Source organism: Agromyces albus (assembly GCF_004134825.1).
Lineage (GTDB): Bacteria > Actinomycetota > Actinomycetes > Actinomycetales > Microbacteriaceae > Agromyces > Agromyces albus.
On sequence record NZ_SDPN01000005.1, the window covers coordinates 60,540 to 78,310 of the forward strand.

Genomic DNA, 17,771 nt, shown 5'->3' on the forward strand with positions numbered 1-17,771 from the left:
GCCTCGATCACTGAGACACCGTCTGCAATTGCTGAGTTCGCCAAAATGCGTCCAATCCATCGTTGACGGCGCGAACGTCGTCAGGGGTTCCGAATACTTCGAAGCGGTAGAGGTGCGGCACATGGCATTTCGCGGCGATGACGTCGCCGGCGAGGCCGAAGGCCGTACCGAAGTTGGTGTTGCCGGCGCTGATCACGCCGCGGATGAGTGCACGGTTGTGCGGGTCGTTGAGGAAGCGGATGACCTGCTTGGGCACCGCGCCGTGCCCGTCGCCGCCACCGTAGGTGGGAACGACGAGCACATACGGCTCTTCGACCGTGAGCGCTTCGTCACGCGCGTACAACGGGATGCGGGTCGCTGCGCGACCGAGCTTCGCGATGAATCGTTGCGTGTTGCCCGAAACGCTCGAGAAGTAGACCAGGTTCGTCATGGTTCATCCTTCGCGTTGCGTTCTCTTCCGGCTGCTCCCCCGAGCGACCGGAGGGCCGCTATGCGAGGCGTGAGGCGAGTTCGTCGATCTTGTCGGGGCGGAAACCGGACCAGTGGCCTTCGTCGGTGATGACGACCGGCGCCTGCAGGTAACCCAGCTCTTTGACCTGCGCGAGGGCGTTCTCGTCGACAGACAGGTCGAGCACTTCGTACTCGATGCCCTTGCTGTCGAGGGCACGATACGTGGCGTTGCACTGCACGCACGAAGGCTTCGTGTAAACCGTTACCGTCATTGTTTTCCCCTCGTTCTCCGGGCTCCCGAGGGAGCTCGCCCCCAGTACCTCACTGGACTTCTAATACTACATCTAGTGCCTGCGGAACAGAACTGGCACAACATGCTGTAGTTACATTCGTGTAGTTATCCACCGGTTTCTCCACCGGCTGTGCACAACGGATGTCGCGACGATCGGCGGATTCTCGCGGGTGGCCCGGAGGTTATCCACATGCGACGAGCCGGAAAACTCTTCGCCTGTGGACGGATGCCGGGCGTGTCGCGGCGTGTCGCCCGGCACGATCCCTAGGGCCTGCTCGACCCGCCGACCCCTACATATGGTGTTGTGACTCCAACGATGCCACCACCCACCGACATTCCTGCGGGCCTCGCACCGGCGGTTGAGTAGCCGGCGAAGCAGGCGTATCGAGACCCCGACCGCGCCACACGGCCGCCGTCCGATGCGGACGTCGGACGGGCTGGGTAGCCTGACCTCGAGCAGGAGGAAGGACTCGACGATGACTCTGTACGCGACATCCGCCGACGGCACCCGCATCGCCTATGAAGAGGAGGGCTCCGGGCCGCCCGTGATTATCGTGCACGGGGCGATGCAGTTCCGGGCGTTCGATCCCACGACGGCCGAGATGGTGACGATGCTCGCGTCGCACGGCTTCACCGTCGTCAACTACGACCGGCGCGGGCGCGGCGAGAGCCCGGCCGATGGGCCGATCACGCTCGCGCAGACGATCGACGACCTGCGCGCGATCATCGCCGCGGTCACCGAGGGGGCCGACGACGCGGTCGCCCTGTACGGCAGCTCGTCGGGCGGTGCGATCTCGCTCGCGGCGGCGGCATCCGGGCTCCCGATCTCGAAGCTCGTGCTCTGGGAGGTGCCGCTCGACGAGGAGCTCGGCTCGCAGGGCGCCGAGTTCCTCGCGGGCTTGCGCGAGCGCATCGCCGCCGGTGACGGCGACGCGACGATCGAGTACTTCATGAAGGACATGCCGCGCGAGTGGCTCGAGGGTGCGAAGGCGAGTGGCGGCTGGCCGATCATGACGGCGCTGGGCCCGAGCCTCGAGCCCGACTCCGAGGCGCTCGAGTGGACGCAGAGTGCCCCGCGCGCCGAGCTCTGGCGCGACATCACGCAGCCGACCCTCGCGCTCGTCGGCGATGAGACCCTCGACTTCATGGGGCCGGCGGCCGACTCGATCGTCGCGGCGCTGCCCAACGCCGAGAAGCGCGTCATCCCGGCCGCTGATCACACCTGGGAGCCGCGGCTCATGGCGCTCACGATCGCGGAGTTCCTCGTCGACTGATCCTGAAAGCTGACGTGTCAACCAAACGTCGAGTAGTCTGAAGTCATGTCTGAGGTGTCCGAGATCGACGAGGCCGAATGGGCTCTCTGGAGCGGCTTCGTGGCCATGCACAACCACTTGGCACGCGAGCTCGACCGTCGGCTGCAACGCGACGCGGGCATCTCCCAAGGCGACTACGGGGTTCTGCTCACGCTGTTCAAGGCCCCTGAGCATCAGCTTCGACCGAGTGCTCTCGGCGAGAAGATCGGCTGGGAGAAGAGCCGGCTGTCGCACCAGCTCACGCGCATGGCGAACCGCGGGCTCGTCGAGCGCATCGAGCACGACACCGACGCCCGCGGCACGCTGGTGGTGCTCACGAAGGCCGGCCGCCTCGCCCTGCTCAAGGCGATGCGCGATCACGCGATGGCGATTCGCAGCCTCTTCCTCGACCAGCTCGAGCCCCACGAGAAGCAGGCGCTGGCGGATGCCTCGTCTCGCGTGCTCGCCCGCCTAGCCGCTCCGGCTCCGGTGGTTGAGTAGGCAGCGAAGCAGCCGTATCGAAACCACCCTCTGCGAGGAGCTCAGCCCGGCCACCGACCATCCTCAGCTCTTCGCGTCCTTCGCGGCGGCCTTGGCCGCTTGCTTCGTGGCACGTACCCTGACGAGCGACTCGGGGTCGACGATGTCGGCGACCGAGCGATACACGCCGTCTTCGCCGTAGTGACCGGCGGCCTCGCGCCATCCGCTCGCCTTCAACCCCAATTGCTTGCCGAGCAGCGCCAGGAAGATCTTCGCCTTCTGCTCGCCGAAGCCGGGCAGCGCCTTCAGTCGTCGCAGCACCTCGGCGCCGTCGGGGTCGCCTTGCGTCCAGATGGCGGATGCGTCGTCGCCCCACTCATCGCGAACGGCGACGGCGAGCGCCTGCACCCGCCCGGCCATCGAGCCGGGGAAACGGTGCACCGCCGGCGTCTGCTTGAACACGTCGACGAACGCCTCGGGATCGTAGTCGGCGATCGCCGCCGGGTCGATCGTGCCGATGCGCTGGCGGATCTTCTCGGGCCCCGCGAAGGCGGATTCCATGGGCACCTGCTGGTCGAGCAGCATGCCCGTGAGCAGTGCGAACGCGTCGTTGCCGAGCAGCTCGTCGGCCGCCGTATCTCCCGTGATGTTCAGCGCCATGGGGTCAATCTTGGCAGGTCGGGTGTGGTTTCGATACGCGTCCGGCTTCGCGCGGGCGCTACTCAACCCAAGGGTTTCGATACGCGTCCGGCTTCGCGCGGGCGCTACTCAACCCAAGGGTTTCGATACGCGTCCGGCTGCGCCGGGCGCTACTCAACCACCGGGTGCGAACGTCGGCGGGCAGTGCCACGATGAAACAGATCGCCACTCGAGAAGGAGAGCACGCCCCATGGACTGGAAGATCGAACTCATCTTCGTGCCCGTCACCGACGTCGACCGCGCGAAGGACTTCTACGTGAACAAGCTCGGCTTCAACGCCGACCACGACCAGCGGGTCTCCGAGTCGCTGCGCTTCGTGCAGTGCACGCCGCCCGGCTCGGCCTGCTCGATCGCGTTCGGCGAGGGCATCGGCGGCACGCTGCAGCCGGGCCAGCAGGACTCGATCCAGGTCGTCATCCCCGACGCCGATGCCGTGCTCGCGCAGCTCCGCGCCAAGGGCGTCGAGGCCGAGGGCGTCGACGAGCAGCCGTGGGGCCGATTCATCACCGTGAACGACCCCGACGGCAACAAGTGGACCCTGCAGCAGCTGCCCGATTACTCGGCCGCGTAGCCGAGCGGATGCCGCGCTCGCGGCGCCAGGCGGGCGCGCCGGGCAGACCTGAATTGGGGCCTGCGCACGCGGTGCCGCAGTGGGACACTGTGCTCATTGCACGCCCCATCCACTCTTCGCCGAGAGGAAGGCACCGCTATGACCACCGTCGACAACGCCGACCAGCCGGTGCGCGAAGCTCCGCGCGGCGTGCTCGCGCGGCATCCGCTGATCTCGTTCTTCGTGATGGCATACGCCTTCGCATGGCTCGTCGAGTTGCCGGTCGTGCTTTCGGAGACCGGCACCGGCCTCTTGCCCTATACGCTTCCGAAACCCGTCATCGCGTTGTCGCTCGCCGCCGCCACCTACCTGGGCCCGACGGTGTCGGCGTTCATCATGACGGGCGTGACCGAAGGCCGGGCGGGCATTCGCCGTCTATTGCGCCGGTACGTCCAGTGGCGAGTGGGGGTTCAGTGGTACCTGTTCGTTCTCGTGGGCATCCCGATCATCATCCTCTTGGGGGCGATCGTCGTGCCTGGGGTCCTCGCTTCGTTCGAGCCGCTGACGCTCTCGTTGATCCTCGCCTACCCGTTGGCGTTCGTGACGACCCTCCTCCTCGGGGGGCCGCTGGGCGAGGAGCCCGGCTGGCGTGGCTTCGCCCTCCCCCGCTTGCAGCGGCGAAACGGCCCACTTCTCGGGTCCGTCATCCTCGGCGTCCTGTGGGCGCTGTGGCACCTCCCCCTGTTCTGGACCGGCGTGTGGACGCCGCCCACGATCCCGAACATCCTCATGTTCATCGTGATGATCACCGCGCTCACGATCATCATGACGTGGGTCTTCAACCACGCGAACGGCAGCCTGCTCATCACGATGCTGATGCACGCATCCTTCAACACCTTCGCCAACAAGGTCGAGGCGCCGCTCTTCCCCGCTCCGATCCTGAACGAGTTCGGACTCCTGCCAGTGCTCATCGGCTTCACGGCGACGGCGTTGGTGCTGATCGCGGTGACGCGCGGCCGACTCGGGTACGAGCACTACCACCCCGAGGAAATCGCTGACGCGGGCTCCCGGCGCGAGGTGCAGCAGAGCGAGTAGCCGAGCGGATGTCGGCGCGCCAGCGGCGGGGCACCTCGTCCCGACCCCACTGCACGCGGGTGGTTTCGATACGCGTCCGGCTTCGCCGGGCGCTACTCAACCACCGGGGTTCAGGGGGTGAGGGCGACGCGATCGCGGCTCGGGGCAGACGTGCTCGCCCGCACGATGAGGTCGGGCACGCTCGGCTCGGGCACGAGCCGCTCGTCGTCGCCGAGCACGCCGAGCACCCCGGCCATGGCGGCACGGCCGAGCGCGTCGAAGTCCTGGCGCACGGTCGTGAGCGGCGGGGCGACGTAGGCCGCCTCGGGGATGTCGTCGAAGCCGACGATGCTCACATCATCGGGCACCGAGAGGCCCGCCTCGGCGAGCGCGTGCATCACGCCGATCGCCATCTGGTCGTTCGACACGAACACTGCGGTCATCTCGGCGTCGCGCGCGAGCACGCGGCCGTGCACGTAGCCGCTGCCGGGCGTCCAGTCGCCGAGCAACGGCTCGCGGGCGGGCAGTCCGTGCTCGGCGAGCGCGGCCGACCAGCCGCGCACGCGCTCGGCGGCGTCCATCGCGTTGGGCGGTCCGCCGAGGTGCCGGATCTCGCGGTGGCCCAGGCTGACGAGGTGGTCGACGGCGAGCCGCGCGCCGGCGTACTGGTCGAGCCAGACCCGATGCATGCCGCCGCGATCCTCGGAGGCGACCGCGATGAGCGGCACGCCGAGCTCGATGCCGTCGAGCGCGTCGAGCGCTGCACGCTGCGCCGCGATGAGCACGATCGCCTCGACGTTCTGCCGTACGAGCAGCTCGGCCGCGGAGCGCATTACCGCGGCATCCGTCTCGAGCATGCTCGCCGTGATCACCGAGTACCGGGCGTCGCGCGCCGCCTCGTTGAAGTGCAGCGCGGTGCTCGACGGTCCGTAGTCGGGGGCGCCGGTCACGATGAGGCCGAGGGTGCGGGTGCGGCGCGTGACGAGCGCCCGGGCTGCGGGCGAGGGCACGTAGCGCAGCTGCTTGATCGCCTGTTCCACTCGCGCGCGAGTCGCGGGGCGCACGTTGGGCAGGTCGTTGAGCACGCGCGACACGGTCTGATGCGACACGCCTGCGAGTCGCGCGACGTCGAAGATCGTCGCGACGCGCCCCTTGTCGTCCCGGTCGCTCACTCGCTGCTGCGCTCCTGCCTCGCGCCCCCGGCGCGTTCACTACCGTTGATTATGCTGCCCACGGTTCCCCGGGCCCGGGAGGCTCAGCGCCTTCGGGCGGTAAGCACCTTCTGCAGAATGATGAACACGAGCAGCAGGGCCCCGATGAAGATCCTCGTCCACCACGACGAGAGGGTGCCCTCGAACGTGATGATGGTCTGGATCACGCCGAGCACGAGCACGCCGAGCACCGACCCCAGTACGAAGCCGTAGCCGCCCGTGAGCAGCGTGCCGCCGATGACGACCGCGGCGATGGCGTCGAGCTCGGTGCCGATCGCGGTGAGCGGATACCCCGAGAGCGTGTAGAAGGTGAAGAGCACGCCGGCCAGGCCAGAGCAGAAGCCGCTGATCACGTAGACGAGCACCTTCGTGCGTGCGACCGGGAGGCCCATGAGCAGGCCGCTCTGCTCGCCGGCGCCGATCGCGTACACGGTGCGGCCGAACCGCGTCGCGTGCAGCACCCACACGGCGATCGCGACGACGACGAGGGCGATGATGACGCTCGGCGTGATCGAGAGGATGCCGCCGAGCGGAATGCGGGTCTGCGCGAGCGACACGAACACCGGGTCGGTGATCGAGATCGAGCTCTGGCTCACCATGTAGCAGAGGCCGCGAGCGAGGAACATCGCCGCCAACGTGGCGATGAACGGTTGCACCTTGAAGACATGGATCATGAGCCCGACGAGCAGGCCGAGCACGCTCGTGAGCACGAGAATGAGCGGGATCACCACGGAGGGCGACCAGCCGGTCTGCAGCAGGCTCGCGGCGATCATGCCGCTCAATGCCACCACCGCCCCGACCGACAGGTCGATGCCGCCCGTGAGGATCACGAACGTCATGCCCACGGCGAGCACGATCAGGTACGAGTTGTCGACGAGGAGGTTGAGGAACACCTGGCCCGAGAAGAACCCGCGGTAGCGCACGCCGCCGATGACGAACACGGCGATGAAGAGCACGGCGGTGACGATGACCGGCCCGTACTTCGGGCTCGTCATGAGGTTGCGGATCGTGGCTCCGAGCCGACGCGTGGACGGCGTGCCCGGGCCAGCGGGGAGCTTCGGTTGCTGCGGGGCTTCGAGGAGGTTCGTCATGATGCTGCGACGCCCTTTCCGGCTCGAATGGCGAGTCGTTGTCGGAATCCTCGCAACGCCTCTGCGGTCGTGGGCGACTGCAACAGGCACACGGCGGTGACGACCGCGGCCTTGAAGACCATGGTCGCGATCGGCGGGATGCCGACGGTGTAGACCGTCGTGACGAGCGTCTGGATCACGAGCGCCCCGACGAGGGTGCCCACGAGCGAGTACCGCCCACCGGCGAGCGACGTGCCGCCGATGACGACCGCGAGGATCGCGTCGAGCTCGATGAACAACCCGGTGTTGTTCGCGTCGGCCGCGGCGGTGTTCGCGGTGAGGATGAGCCCCGCGATCGCGGCGCAGAACGCGCTGAACGTGTAGACGACGAAGAGGAGCCCTCGCGCCCGGACGCCCGCCTGGCGGCTCGCCTCGGGGTTGATGCCGACCGACTCGATGAACATGCCGAGCGCCGTGCGGCGCGTGACGAGCGCGGCGACCGCGAAGACCACCGCAGCGATGATCACCGCGATCGGGATGCCGAACCAGAACCCCGACCCGAGGAACTTGAACGGCGGGCTGTTGACCGTGAGGATCTGCCCCTCGGTGATGAGCATCGCGATGCCGCGACCGGCCGTCATGAGGATGAGCGTCGCGATGATCGGCTGCACGCCGACGACGGCGACGAGGAATCCGTTCCACATGCCGAGCACGAGCGCGATGAGCATCGCCACCGTCACGGCGACGGCCACCGTCGAGAGGCTCCCGGGCGTCGGCGATCCGAGGATGATCGAGCACGCGACGGCACCCGAGATCGCGCACACCGCGCCGACCGAGAGGTCGATGCCGCGGGTGGCGATCACGAGCGTCATGCCGATCGCGATGATGAGCGTCGGCGCGCCGTTGCGCAGGATGTCGATGAGGCTTCCGAACAGGTGCCCGTCGCGAATGGTGACGGTGAAGAACCCCGGGAAGGCGATCAGGTTGATGGTGAAGAGCACGAGGAGCATCACGACGGGCCAGAACAGCCGGTGCGCGACGACCCGAGCGAACAGGGCGCTCATCGGCGGCCTCCTGGAACATTGTCGATGGTGAGGTGGTCGGAGGTCTCGGATGCGTCGGATGCCCCGAGCACGGCGACGCGATCGCCGTTCGTGCCGCTTGCGGCATCCGTGTCATCCGCTTCGACGGAGCCGTCGGCGATGAGCGCGAGCAGCGCGTCGACGGTGAGCCCGTCGTTCTCGAGGTCGGCGACGACGTGACGGTCGCGCAGCACCACGACGCGGTGGCTGAGGCGCAGCACCTCTTCGAGCTCGGCGGAGATGAACAGCACGCTCATGCCGTTCTCGGCGAGGTTGAAGACGAGCTTCTGGATCTCGGCCTTCGCGCCGATGTCGATGCCGCGCGTCGGCTCGTCGAGGATCAGCAGGCCGGGTGCGATGGCGAGCCAGCGGGCGAGCAGCACTTTCTGCTGGTTGCCGCCCGAGAGGTTGCGCACGAGCGCGTCGGGATTGCCCGGACGGATGTGGAGGGCCTGGATGTAGCTCTGCGTGAGCTCGTCGCGACGCTTCTTTGGGATGGGACGGAACCATCCGCGATCGGCCTGCAGGGCGAGCACGATGTTGTCGCGCACCGTGAGGTCGCCGACGATGCCCTCGTCGCGGCGGTTCTCTGACGAGAACGCGATGCGGTGCGAGATCGCCTGGCGCGGCGTGCGCAGCTTCGTGGCCTTGCCGCGGATCGTGAGCTCGCCGGAGTCGGCGCGGTCGATGCCGCCGAGAAGGCGCGCGAGCTCGGTGCGACCCGAGCCGAGCAGGCCGGCGAGACCCACGACCTCGCCCACGGCGATCGGCAGGTCGGCCGGGTTGATCGCGCCGCGACGGCCGAGCCGTGCGGCGGTCACGAAGTTCGCGGCATCCGACTCATCGACGACGACGGACCGAGCGCGCTGCTCGAGATCGTCGAGCGTCGTGAGCTCTTTGCCGATCATCTTCTGCACGAGGTCGATGCGCAGGAGCTCTTCGGTGAGGTACTCCCCCACGAGCTTGCCGTTGCGCAGCACCGTGAGTCGATCGCAGATCTCGTAGACCTGGTCGAGGAAGTGCGAGACGAAGAGGATCGCGACGCCCTGCTCCTTCAGCGAGCGGATGACGCGGAAGAGCTCGGCCACCTCGTCGGTGTCGAGGCTCGAGGTGGGCTCGTCGAGGATCAGGACCTTCGCCTGCACGTCGATCGCGCGGGCGATCGCGATGAGCTGCTGCACCGCGAGCGAGTGGTCGCCGAGCAGCGAGCCCGGGTCGATGTCGAGATTGAGCCCTGCGAGGAGCTGCGCCGAGCGGCGGCGCATGGCCCGCCAGTCGATCGAGCCGAACCGGCGGGGCTCCCGGCCGAGCATGATGTTCTCGGCGACCGACAGGTTCGGCAGCAGGTGCACCTCTTGGTACACCGTCGAGATGCCGGCGGCCTGCGCTTGTGCCGGGCCGCTGAACGACACCTGGTCGCCGGCGAGTGTGATGGTGCCCGCGTCGATGCCGTACACACCGGTGAGCGCCTTGATGAGCGTGGACTTGCCGGCGCCGTTCTCGCCCATGAGCGAGTGCACCTCGCCGGGGAACATTCGGAAGTCGACGTCGTCGAGTGCCTTGACGCCCGGGAAGGTGATCGAGATGCCGCGCATCTCGACGACCGCCGTGGGCGGGTCGGTGTGGTTGGTCACGGTGCTCTCCATCGAGTCGTCGGTGGGCCGGTCACGGGGCATCCGGCGTCGGATGCGGCCGCCGGGGCCGACACGGTTCTGAGAATACGGGGTGCGGGTGCGCGGCATGGATCCCGCGCACCCGCCCGACGATCCGGTCGGCGGATGCCCCGAGGCATCCGCCGGCTCGGAATCAGTACTGCCGGTCGGGCAGGGCCTCGATGGCCTGCTCCTGGTTGAATTCGCCTTCTTCGGTGATGATGCGCTTCTCGGGGGTCTCGCCGGCGTTGATCTGCTCGACGATCTCGACGAGCTGCTTGCCGAGCAGCGGCGAGCACTCGACGATGTAGTTGATCTTGCCGTCGGCGAGGGCCTGCATGCCGTCTTTCACGGCGTCGATCGTGAGGATCTTGATGTCGACGCCCGGAACGAGCCCGGCCGCCTCGATGGCCTCGATCGCGCCGAGACCCATGTCGTCGTTGTGCGCGTAGATGAGGTCGACGCCCGGGTTGGACTTCAGGAGCGCCTCGGTGACCTGCTTGCCACCGGCACGGGTGAAGTCACCCGTCTGGCTCGCAACGACCTGGAGGTTGGGGTTCTCGGCGATGACCTCGGCGAAGCCCTCGGCGCGGTCGATCGCCGGAGCGGCGCCCGTCGTGCCCTCGAGCTGGATGATCTCGACGGGCTCGGTCGCGTCGGCGAATTCGGCGAGCGCCCAGGCGCCGGCCTTCTCGCCCTCGACGACGAAGTCGGAGCCGAGGAACGACTCGTAGAGCGAGTCATCCTTCGAGTCGACCGCACGGTCGGTGAGCACGACAGGGATGCCGGCGGCCTTCGCCTCGTTGAGCACGGCGTCCCAGCCGGTCTCGACGACCGGCGAGAAGGCGATCACGTCGACCTGCTGCTGGATGTAGGAGCGGATCGCCTTGATCTGGTTCTCCTGCTTCTGCTGCGCGTCGGAGAACTTGAGCTCGATGCCGGCCTCTTCGAAAGCGGCCTGGATGTCCTTCGTGTTCGCCGTGCGCCATCCGCTCTCAGAGCCGACCTGCGAGAAGCCCACGACGAGTTCGTCGAGAGGCTTGGGACCGGATGCCTCGCCGGCGCCGTTGGCGCAACCTGCGAGTGCGACGAGCATTGCTCCGGCCGCTGCGATTCCGATGAGCTTCTTCATCTGGATGAACCTCCTTGTTCAATGAGCCGGCCTGAGCGTGCTGCGTTCCTGGTGTGCCGGACGACGGGGTCGTTCCTGTCGTTCTTGGATGTTAGCGCTCACTTGTTAGCGCTCACAAGTCGAGTTTGTAACAGATGTATCACGGACGAATGGCACGCCTCGGGCGGTGCTGCTCGGCGCGGCCGACGCGGAGGCTCGGGAATGTGAGCGCTCATATTCGCGTTGGCCCGAGTCAGGGAGCAGCAGTGCGCGGCGGCGCCGTGCTCTCGCGCACGACGAGCTCGGGCACGCGTGCCGTGCGATCGGGCGCAGTCGGCTCGTCGCGGAGCACGTCGAGCACGGTCGCCATGATGTCGCGGCCGAGGCCGTCGAAGTCCTGCCGCATGGTCGTGAGCGGCGGCGCGAAGTATGCCGCCTCGGGGATGTCGTCGAACCCGATGACACTGACGTCCTCGGGCACCAGGAGGCCGGCGCTTCGGAACGCCGCAAGCAGACCGAGTGACATCTGGTCGTTCGACACGAACACGGCGGTCATCTCGGGGTCGGTACGCAAGAGCTCGCCCGCTGCGTGGCCCGACGGCGGCATCCAGTCCCCCACGATCGGGTCGTGCAGCACGAGGCCGTGCTCGCGGATCGCGTCGGCGAACCCGCGGCGCCGCTCGGCGGCATCCATCGAGTCGGAGGGCCCAGCGACCTGCCGGATCTCGCGGTGGCCGAGGCCGATGAGGTGCTCCGTCGCGAGGCGCGCGCCCGCGTACTGGTCGAGCGAGACCCGGTGCGTGCCGGGTTCGTCCTCGGATGCCACAGCCACGAGCGGCAGTCCGGCCTGGATGCCCCGCAGCACCTCGACGGCCTCGCGCTCGCCCGAGATGAGCACGATCGCCTCGACGCGCTGGAGCGCGAGCCGATGCACCGCTTGGGTGAGCGTGTCGGCGTCAAGGGTGCGCATGCTCGTCTGGCTCACGGTGAACCCGGCGGCGCGGGCCGCCTCGTTGAAGCCGAGCGCAGCGCTCGACGGTCCGTAGTCGGGTCGCCCGGCCTGGATGAGCCCGATCGATCCCGACCGGCGCTTGGCCATGGCACGCGCCGCGGGCGACGGCGTGTAGTTCAGCTCGGCGATCGCCTGCTCGACCCGGAGCTTCGTGGAGGCGGCCACGCCGGTGAGGTCGTTGAGCACTCGGGAGACCGTCTGGTGCGAGACGCCCGCGCGGCGCGCGACGTCGAACATCGTCGGCACGCCGGCGGGCTCCGCCTGGGCGGAATCGGGCGGAGCGGGCTCCGCCTGGGCGGGTTCGGGCGACCCCGGCTCGGGCGGGGCGGGCTCGGGCGACTCGGGCTCGGGCGCATCCGCCCGGCCCGAGTCATCCGTGCGGCCCATGCGTGCTCCGATCAGAGACCCTGCGCCAGGCGGTAGTAGGCCTGGTTCCAGCGCACCTCGCGCTGGAAGTCACGGGTCGTCGTGTCTTCGTCGATGACGAGCAGCTCGAGCTTCGCCATGTCGGCGAAGTCGCGGAAGACCTCGACGCCCACGGCCGTCGACATGACGGTGTGGTGCGCCGCGCCGGCGGTGAGCCAGGCGGCGGCACTCGTCGCGAAGTCGGGGGCGGGCTTCCAGACGGCGCGCCCCACGGGGAGCTTCGGCAGCGGATGCCGCAGCTCGACGTTCTCGACGACGTTCGCGGTGAGGCGGAACCGGTCGCGCATGTCGCTCATCGCGACGACGACGGCGGGGCCGGGGTCGGCCGTGAAGACGAGGCGCACGGGGTCTTCCTTGCCGCCGATGCCGAGCGGGTGGATCTCGAGCGACGGCTTCGAGGTCGTGAGCGACGGCGAGACCTCGAGCATGTGCGCGCCGAGGATGAGCTCGTCGCCGGGCGTGAGGTCATACGTGTAGTCCTCCATGAGCGACGCGCCGCCCGGGAGCCCTGCACCCATGACGTTCGCGATGCGCACGAGCACGGCGGTCTTCCAGTCGCCCTCGGCGCCGAAGCCGTAGCCCTCGGCCATGAGCCGCTGCACCGCGAGGCCCGGCAGCTGCTTCAGGGCACCGAGGTCTTCGAACGAGGTGGTGAACGCGCCGAAGCCGCCCTCCTCGAGGAAGGAGCGCAGGCCGAGCTCGATCGCCGCACCGTCGCGCAACGACTGGTGCCGTTCGCCGCCGTTCCGCAGCTCGGGCACGACCTCGTAGAGCTCCTCGTACTCGGCGACGAGCGCGTCGACATCGGAATCGGATGCCGCGGCCACCGCCTCGGCGAGCTCGTTGACGCCCCACGTGTTGACCTGCACGCCGAGTCGCAGCTCGGCCTCGGTCTTGTCGCCCTCGGTCACGGCGACGTAGCGCATGTTGTCGCCGAACCGGGCGAGCTTCATGCTGCGTGATGCCGCGAGGCCGGCCGCGGCACGCTGCCACGTGCCGAACTCCTGCTGCACGCGCGGGTCGCTCGCGTGGCCGACGATCGTCTTGCGGGGCACGCCGAGCCGGGTCTGGATGTACCCGAACTCCCGGTCGCCGTGAGCGGCCTGGTTGAGGTTCATGAAGTCGAAGTCGATCTCGCCCCATGGCAGCTCGACGTTCGCTTGCGTGTGCAGGTGGGCGAGCGGCTTCTGCAGGGCGTCGAGGCCGCCGATCCACATCTTCGCGGGGCTGAAGGTGTGCATCCACGCGACGAGGCCGATGACGTTGTCGGCCGCGTTCGCCTCGAGGGCGGTGCGGCGGATCGCGTCGGAGTCGGTGAGCACGGGCTTCCACACCACCTTCACGGGCACGGCGGATGCCGCGTCGAGCGTCTCGGCGACCTGCCGTGACTGGTCGGCGACCTGCTTGAGGGTCTCTGGGCCGTAGAGGTGCTGGCTGCCGGTGAGGAACCAGACCTCGTAGCCGTCGAGCGACGTGGTGAGCGGGGTGCGGGTCATGCGTGTCTCCTTGGTACGGGGTTCGGTGTCGGTGCGCGCAGTCAGAGCGCTTCGACGGCGGCGGCCTCGGCGGCGAGGCCCGCCCGGTAACGGTCGAGGAATGCAGCGAAGCCGGCGACGTCGTCGGGGTTCGGGTCGACGGTGTCGACGGCCGCGCCGGCGAAGACGCGCTCGTTCAGGTAGGCGCCGAGGTCGGTCTGCGCGGATGCCGAGAGGTACGACGCCAGCACGGCGATGCCCCAGGCGCCGCCCTCCGACGCCGTCTCGCCGACGGCGACCGGCGCGTCGAGCGCGCCGGCGAGGAGCCGCTGGGCGACGCCCGCGGTGCGGAAGATGCCGCCGTGCGCGAACATCCGGTCGAGCTCGACGCCCTCACGGTCGAGCACCCGCATGCCGAGCGCGAGCGTGCCGAACACGCCGTAGAGCTGCGCGCGCATGAGGTTCGCGAGGGTGAGCCGGCTGTCGGGCGTGCGGACGACCATCGGCCGACCCTCCGTGAGCCCCGCGATCGGCTCTCCGGCGAGGTGGTTGTACGCGAGCAGCCCGCCCGCGTCGGCCTCGCCGTCGAGGGCCTCCCGGAAGAGCAGCTCGAAGATCGCATCGCTGTCGAGGCCGGTGGCCGCGGCATCCGCGAACCGCCCGAACACGCCCACCCACGCGGCGAGCTCGCTCGCCCCGTTGTTGCAGTGCACCATCGCGACGGGGTCGCCCGCCGGCGTCGTGACGAGGTCGAGCTCGTGATGCGGCTCCGACAGTGGACGCTCGAGCACGACCATCGCGAAGATGCTCGTGCCCGCGCTCACGTTGCCGGTGCGCGGCGCGACCGCGTTGGTCGCGACCATGCCCGTGCCGGCATCGCCTTCGGGCGGGCACAACGGCGCGCCGGGCTGCAGCGCGCCCGACGGGTCGAGGAGCGCGGCGCCATCGGCGGTCAGGCGACCGGCTTCGCGCCCGGCCGCGAGCACTTCGGGGAGCAGCTCGGCGACCTGCAGGCCCGGTGCCCGGTCGGCGACGAGCCCGTCGTACACGCCGAGCAGCCGCGAGTCGTAGTCGTTCGTCGAGGAGTCGATCGGGAACATCCCCGAGGCATCGCCGACACCGATCACCTTGCGGCCCGTGAGCCGCCAGTGCACATAGCCCGCGAGGGTCGTGACGAAGCGGATGTCGGGGACGTGCGCCTCCTCGTCGAGGATCGCCTGGTGCAGGTGGGCGATCGACCAGCGCAGCGGGATGTTGAGCCCGAACCGCTCGCTGAGCTCAGCGGAGGCCACACCCGTCGACGTGTTGCGCCACGTGCGGAATGGCACGAGCAGCTCGTCGTTCGCGTCGAACGCGAGGTAGCCGTGCATCATCGCCGACACGCCGATCGCGCCGAACGTCTGCGGTTCCACGTCGTAGCGGCGTCGCACGTCGGCGACGAGGTCGGCGTACGCCTCCTGGAGGCCCGACCAGACGTCTTCGAGCGAGTAGGTCCAGACGCGGTCGACGAACCGGTTCTCCCACTCGTGGCTGCCGACGGCGAGCACGACGGTGGGGTCCTCCCCGACGAGGCACGCCTTGATGCGGGTCGAGCCGAACTCGATGCCGAGCGACGTGCGTCCTTCGAGGATCGCGGCCCGCGCTTCATCCGGTGTCGTGACGGTCTCGGTCATCGGGATGCATCTCCACTCTGTTCGGCTGCGCCTTCTCGACGTGCATCACCAGTCTGCCCGTAGACGTTCTGGTAGCGGTCGTAGAGGCGGTCGATCGCATGCTGCGGAATCGGGATGAGCGGTCCGGCCTCGCGGGCGAAGTGCACGCTGCGGGCCACGTCTTCGACCATGACGGCGGCCTTGACCGCGTCCTTCGCGTTCTTGCCGATCGTGAACGGACCGTGATTCTGCATGAGGACGGCGCGGGACCGGTGGCCGGTGAGTGTCTCGACGATGCCGCGGCCGATCGAGTCGTCGCCGATGATCGCGAACGGGCCGATCGGGATCGGCCCGCCGAACTCGTCGGCCATCGCGGTGATGACGCACGGGATCTCTTCACCGCGCGCGGCCCAGGCGACCGCGAAGGTCGAGTGGGTGTGCACGACGCCGCCGACCTCGGGCATGTGCCGGTAGACGTAGGCGTGCGCTGCGGTGTCGCTCGACGGGCTGCGGTCGGAACCGGGCGTGCCCGGGATCACGTTGCCGTCGAGGTCGCAGAGGATCATGTTCTCGGGTGCGAGTTCGTCGTACGAGACGCCCGAGGGCTTGATCACGAACAGGTCGGCACCCGGCACGCGGCCCGACACGTTTCCGCCCGTCCAGACGACGAGCCCGTTGCGGGTCAGTTCGCCGTGCAGCTTCGCGACGTCGTCGCGCACCTGCGCGATCGCCGCCTCGGTCTCGGGTTCGAACTCGGGGGCCGTGCCGCTCAAATCGACACCGCCCGGTTCACGCTCTGCACTTGGTGCGGCACGGGGACTCCTTCGTCATGGCGCTTCGTTAGCGCTAACGAAGCAAGATGTTAGCGCTAACGAAGCCGAGCTTCAAGCCAGGCTCGCTCTTCACCCGAGATCGAGAGCACGACGAAGGGGGCGGATGCCGCAGCATCCGCCCCCATGGTCGATCTGCCTAGCGGCCGCCGGAGCGGCGCTTGTTGTAGACGTCGAAGGCCACCGCGAGCAGCAGCACGAGGCCCTTGACGGCCTGCTGCCACTCGATGCCGATGCCCATGATCGACATGCCGTTGTTCAGCACACCGATGATGAGACCACCGATGATCGCGCCGCCGATCGTGCCGACGCCGCCCTGCACCGCAGCGCCGCCGATGAAGGCCGCCGAGATCGCCTCGAGCTCGAAGCCGTCACCGGCCTTCGGCCCCGCAAGGTTCAGTCGAGCGGTGAAGATGAGGCCGGCGAGCGCGGCGAGCACGCCCATGTTGACGAAGAGCCAGAAATCGACGCGTCGCGTCTTGATGCCCGAGAGCTCCGCCGCGTGGCGGTTGCCGCCGATCGCGTAGATGTGGCGGCCGAACACCGAGCGGTTCATCACGACGCCGTACACGAGCACGAGCACCGCAAGGATGATGAGCGTGACCGGGATGCCCTTGTACGACGCGAGCGAGTAGACGAAGAAGCTGATTCCCGCTCCGACGAGCACGAGCTTCGTGATGAACCAGATGAGGGGCTCGACCTCTTGGCCGTACTTCTGTCGCCCGAGCCGGGTGCGCACCTGCTGCACGACGAGGGCGATGATCGCGATGGCGCCGATGCCGAGCGTCAGCGGATCGATCTCGAACTCACCCAGCAGGTCGGTGAGGAAGCCGTTGCCGATGCCGCGGTACTCGGCGGGGAACGAGCCGATGTTCGCGTTGCCGAGCACGACGAGCGCGAGGCCGCGGAAGATGAGCATTCCCGCGAGTGTCACGATGAACGCTGGAATGCCCACGAAGGCGATCCAGAATCCCTGCCACACCCCCACGGCGGCGCCGATCGCGAGCGAGAGGATGACGGCGATCCACCAGGGCATGCCCCAGTGCACCGCGAAGACGCCCGAACAGGCTCCGACGAACGCCGCGACCGATCCGACCGAGAGGTCGATGTGGCCGGCGATGATGACCATCACCATGCCGATCGCGAGCACGAGGATGTAGCCGTTCTGCACCACGAGGTTCGAGATGTTCTGCGGCCGCAGCAGGATGCCGTTCGTGAGGAACGAGAACAGCACGACCACCGCGATCAGGGCGATGAAGATGCCGTTCTTGCCGAGGTCGGCGAGGATGTGGCTGAGGCGCTCGGTGAACTTGTTCTCGACGGGGTTGATGGTGCCGCCGACGGCATGCGACTCGGTGGTCTCAGTTGGATTGGGATTCGACATCGTGTCTCCTGTGTGTTCCGCTCGCGTCG

17 protein-coding genes are annotated in these 17,771 nt (G+C 68.5%); 4 read left to right on the forward strand and 13 right to left on the reverse strand.

Going from position 1 to position 17,771, the window contains the following annotated elements; genetic code table 11:
• Window positions 1-7 precede the first annotated feature (7 nt).
• The gene (gene nrdI / locus ESP51_RS04250; protein ID WP_129519653.1) at window positions 8-430 is read right to left on the reverse strand and encodes a class Ib ribonucleoside-diphosphate reductase assembly flavoprotein NrdI; all 423 of its coding nucleotides are present in this window, start codon (window positions 428-430) and stop codon (window positions 8-10) included.
• 58 nt (window positions 431-488) lie between these two features.
• On the reverse strand, window positions 489-722 hold the full coding sequence (gene nrdH, locus ESP51_RS04255) for a glutaredoxin-like protein NrdH (RefSeq protein WP_026481845.1): 234 nt from the start codon (window positions 720-722) through the stop codon (window positions 489-491).
• A gap of 496 nt (window positions 723-1,218) precedes the next feature.
• On the opposite strand from nrdH, the gene ESP51_RS04260 reads away from it, so the two are divergent.
• Both ESP51_RS04260 and ESP51_RS04265 read left to right on the forward strand, forming a co-directional pair.
• Complete coding sequence (locus tag ESP51_RS04260) at window positions 1,219-2,016, forward strand: alpha/beta fold hydrolase (RefSeq protein ID WP_164990399.1); 798 nt, start codon at window positions 1,219-1,221, stop codon at window positions 2,014-2,016.
• Between the two features lie 45 nt (window positions 2,017-2,061).
• A complete protein-coding gene (locus tag ESP51_RS04265) occupies window positions 2,062-2,535 on the forward strand; it encodes a MarR family winged helix-turn-helix transcriptional regulator (RefSeq protein ID WP_129519655.1) in 474 nt (157 codons plus the stop codon).
• Window positions 2,536-2,598: 63 nt separating this feature from the next.
• Here the strand turns inward: ESP51_RS04265 and ESP51_RS04270 are convergent, their stop codons facing one another.
• Entirely contained in the window at window positions 2,599-3,174 is a 576-nt protein-coding gene (locus ESP51_RS04270; protein ID WP_206737200.1) for an HhH-GPD-type base excision DNA repair protein, read from the reverse strand.
• Between the two features lie 229 nt (window positions 3,175-3,403).
• Between ESP51_RS04270 and ESP51_RS04275 the strand changes: the two genes are divergently transcribed.
• Complete coding sequence (locus tag ESP51_RS04275; protein ID WP_129519656.1) at window positions 3,404-3,784, forward strand: glyoxalase superfamily protein; 381 nt, start codon at window positions 3,404-3,406, stop codon at window positions 3,782-3,784.
• 138 nt (window positions 3,785-3,922) lie between these two features.
• Window positions 3,923-4,858, forward strand: a complete 936-nt coding sequence (locus ESP51_RS04280; RefSeq protein WP_129519657.1) for a CPBP family intramembrane glutamic endopeptidase — start codon at window positions 3,923-3,925, stop codon at window positions 4,856-4,858.
• A 110-nt stretch (window positions 4,859-4,968) separates the two neighbouring features.
• On the opposite strand, the gene ESP51_RS04285 is transcribed toward ESP51_RS04280, so the two are convergent.
• The 10 genes from ESP51_RS04285 to mmsB form a co-directional block, all read right to left on the reverse strand.
• Window positions 4,969-6,009, reverse strand: a complete 1,041-nt coding sequence (locus ESP51_RS04285; protein WP_129519658.1) for a LacI family DNA-binding transcriptional regulator — start codon at window positions 6,007-6,009, stop codon at window positions 4,969-4,971.
• Between the two features lie 83 nt (window positions 6,010-6,092).
• Entirely contained in the window at window positions 6,093-7,139 is a 1,047-nt protein-coding gene (gene yjfF / locus ESP51_RS04290) for a galactofuranose ABC transporter, permease protein YjfF (protein WP_129519659.1), read from the reverse strand.
• Window positions 7,136-8,182, reverse strand: coding sequence for an ABC transporter permease (locus tag ESP51_RS04295; RefSeq protein ID WP_129519660.1), 1,047 nt, complete (start codon window positions 8,180-8,182; stop codon window positions 7,136-7,138). Before ESP51_RS04295 ends, yjfF begins: the two co-directional genes overlap by 4 nt.
• Entirely contained in the window at window positions 8,179-9,846 is a 1,668-nt protein-coding gene (locus ESP51_RS04300; protein ID WP_129519730.1) for a sugar ABC transporter ATP-binding protein, read from the reverse strand. Before ESP51_RS04300 ends, ESP51_RS04295 begins: the two co-directional genes overlap by 4 nt.
• 160 nt (window positions 9,847-10,006) lie before the next feature.
• Window positions 10,007-10,984 carry an ABC transporter substrate-binding protein gene (locus tag ESP51_RS04305; protein ID WP_129519661.1) on the reverse strand — a complete coding sequence of 326 codons (978 nt, stop codon included), beginning with the start codon at window positions 10,982-10,984 and terminating at the stop codon, window positions 10,007-10,009.
• 232 nt (window positions 10,985-11,216) lie between these two features.
• On the reverse strand, window positions 11,217-12,362 hold the full coding sequence (locus ESP51_RS04310) for a LacI family DNA-binding transcriptional regulator (protein WP_206737201.1): 1,146 nt from the start codon (window positions 12,360-12,362) through the stop codon (window positions 11,217-11,219).
• Window positions 12,363-12,373: 11 nt separating this feature from the next.
• Window positions 12,374-13,897, reverse strand: a complete 1,524-nt coding sequence (araA, locus tag ESP51_RS04320; RefSeq protein WP_129519663.1) for an L-arabinose isomerase — start codon at window positions 13,895-13,897, stop codon at window positions 12,374-12,376.
• Window positions 13,898-13,938: 41 nt separating this feature from the next.
• Window positions 13,939-15,549 carry a xylulokinase gene (locus ESP51_RS04325; protein WP_129519664.1) on the reverse strand — a complete coding sequence of 537 codons (1,611 nt, stop codon included), beginning with the start codon at window positions 15,547-15,549 and terminating at the stop codon, window positions 13,939-13,941.
• Window positions 15,546-16,301 carry an L-ribulose-5-phosphate 4-epimerase gene (locus ESP51_RS04330; RefSeq protein ID WP_129519665.1) on the reverse strand — a complete coding sequence of 252 codons (756 nt, stop codon included), beginning with the start codon at window positions 16,299-16,301 and terminating at the stop codon, window positions 15,546-15,548. The genes ESP51_RS04325 and ESP51_RS04330 overlap by 4 nt, the downstream gene beginning before the upstream one ends.
• A gap of 196 nt (window positions 16,302-16,497) precedes the next feature.
• Window positions 16,498-17,742 (reverse strand): multiple monosaccharide ABC transporter permease, encoded by a 1,245-nt coding sequence (gene mmsB, locus ESP51_RS04335; RefSeq protein ID WP_129519666.1) that lies wholly within the window; start codon window positions 17,740-17,742, stop codon window positions 16,498-16,500.
• Between the last annotated feature and the right edge of the window lie 29 nt (window positions 17,743-17,771).

Excerpts from the sequence above, each read along its gene's own strand:
- nrdI (WP_129519653.1), bottom strand. The coding sequence starts at position 430 with ATGACGAACCTGGTCTACTTCTCGAGCGTTTCGGGCAACACGCAACGA.
- nrdH (WP_026481845.1), bottom strand. The coding sequence starts at position 722 with ATGACGGTAACGGTTTACACGAAGCCTTCGTGCGTGCAGTGCAACGCC.
- ESP51_RS04260 (WP_164990399.1), top strand. The coding sequence starts at position 1,219 with ATGACTCTGTACGCGACATCCGCCGACGGCACCCGCATCGCCTATGAA.
- ESP51_RS04265 (WP_129519655.1), top strand. The coding sequence starts at position 2,062 with ATGTCTGAGGTGTCCGAGATCGACGAGGCCGAATGGGCTCTCTGGAGC.
- ESP51_RS04270 (WP_206737200.1), bottom strand. The coding sequence starts at position 3,174 with ATGGCGCTGAACATCACGGGAGATACGGCGGCCGACGAGCTGCTCGGC.
- ESP51_RS04275 (WP_129519656.1), top strand. The coding sequence starts at position 3,404 with ATGGACTGGAAGATCGAACTCATCTTCGTGCCCGTCACCGACGTCGAC.
- ESP51_RS04280 (WP_129519657.1), top strand. The coding sequence starts at position 3,923 with ATGACCACCGTCGACAACGCCGACCAGCCGGTGCGCGAAGCTCCGCGC.
- yjfF (WP_129519659.1), bottom strand. The coding sequence starts at position 7,139 with ATGACGAACCTCCTCGAAGCCCCGCAGCAACCGAAGCTCCCCGCTGGC.
- ESP51_RS04295 (WP_129519660.1), bottom strand. The coding sequence starts at position 8,182 with ATGAGCGCCCTGTTCGCTCGGGTCGTCGCGCACCGGCTGTTCTGGCCC.
- ESP51_RS04300 (WP_129519730.1), bottom strand. The coding sequence starts at position 9,846 with ATGGAGAGCACCGTGACCAACCACACCGACCCGCCCACGGCGGTCGTC.
- ESP51_RS04305 (WP_129519661.1), bottom strand. The coding sequence starts at position 10,984 with ATGAAGAAGCTCATCGGAATCGCAGCGGCCGGAGCAATGCTCGTCGCA.
- ESP51_RS04310 (WP_206737201.1), bottom strand. The coding sequence starts at position 12,362 with ATGGGCCGCACGGATGACTCGGGCCGGGCGGATGCGCCCGAGCCCGAG.
- araA (WP_129519663.1), bottom strand. The coding sequence starts at position 13,897 with ATGACCCGCACCCCGCTCACCACGTCGCTCGACGGCTACGAGGTCTGG.
- ESP51_RS04325 (WP_129519664.1), bottom strand. The coding sequence starts at position 15,549 with ATGACCGAGACCGTCACGACACCGGATGAAGCGCGGGCCGCGATCCTC.
- mmsB (WP_129519666.1), bottom strand. The coding sequence starts at position 17,742 with ATGTCGAATCCCAATCCAACTGAGACCACCGAGTCGCATGCCGTCGGC.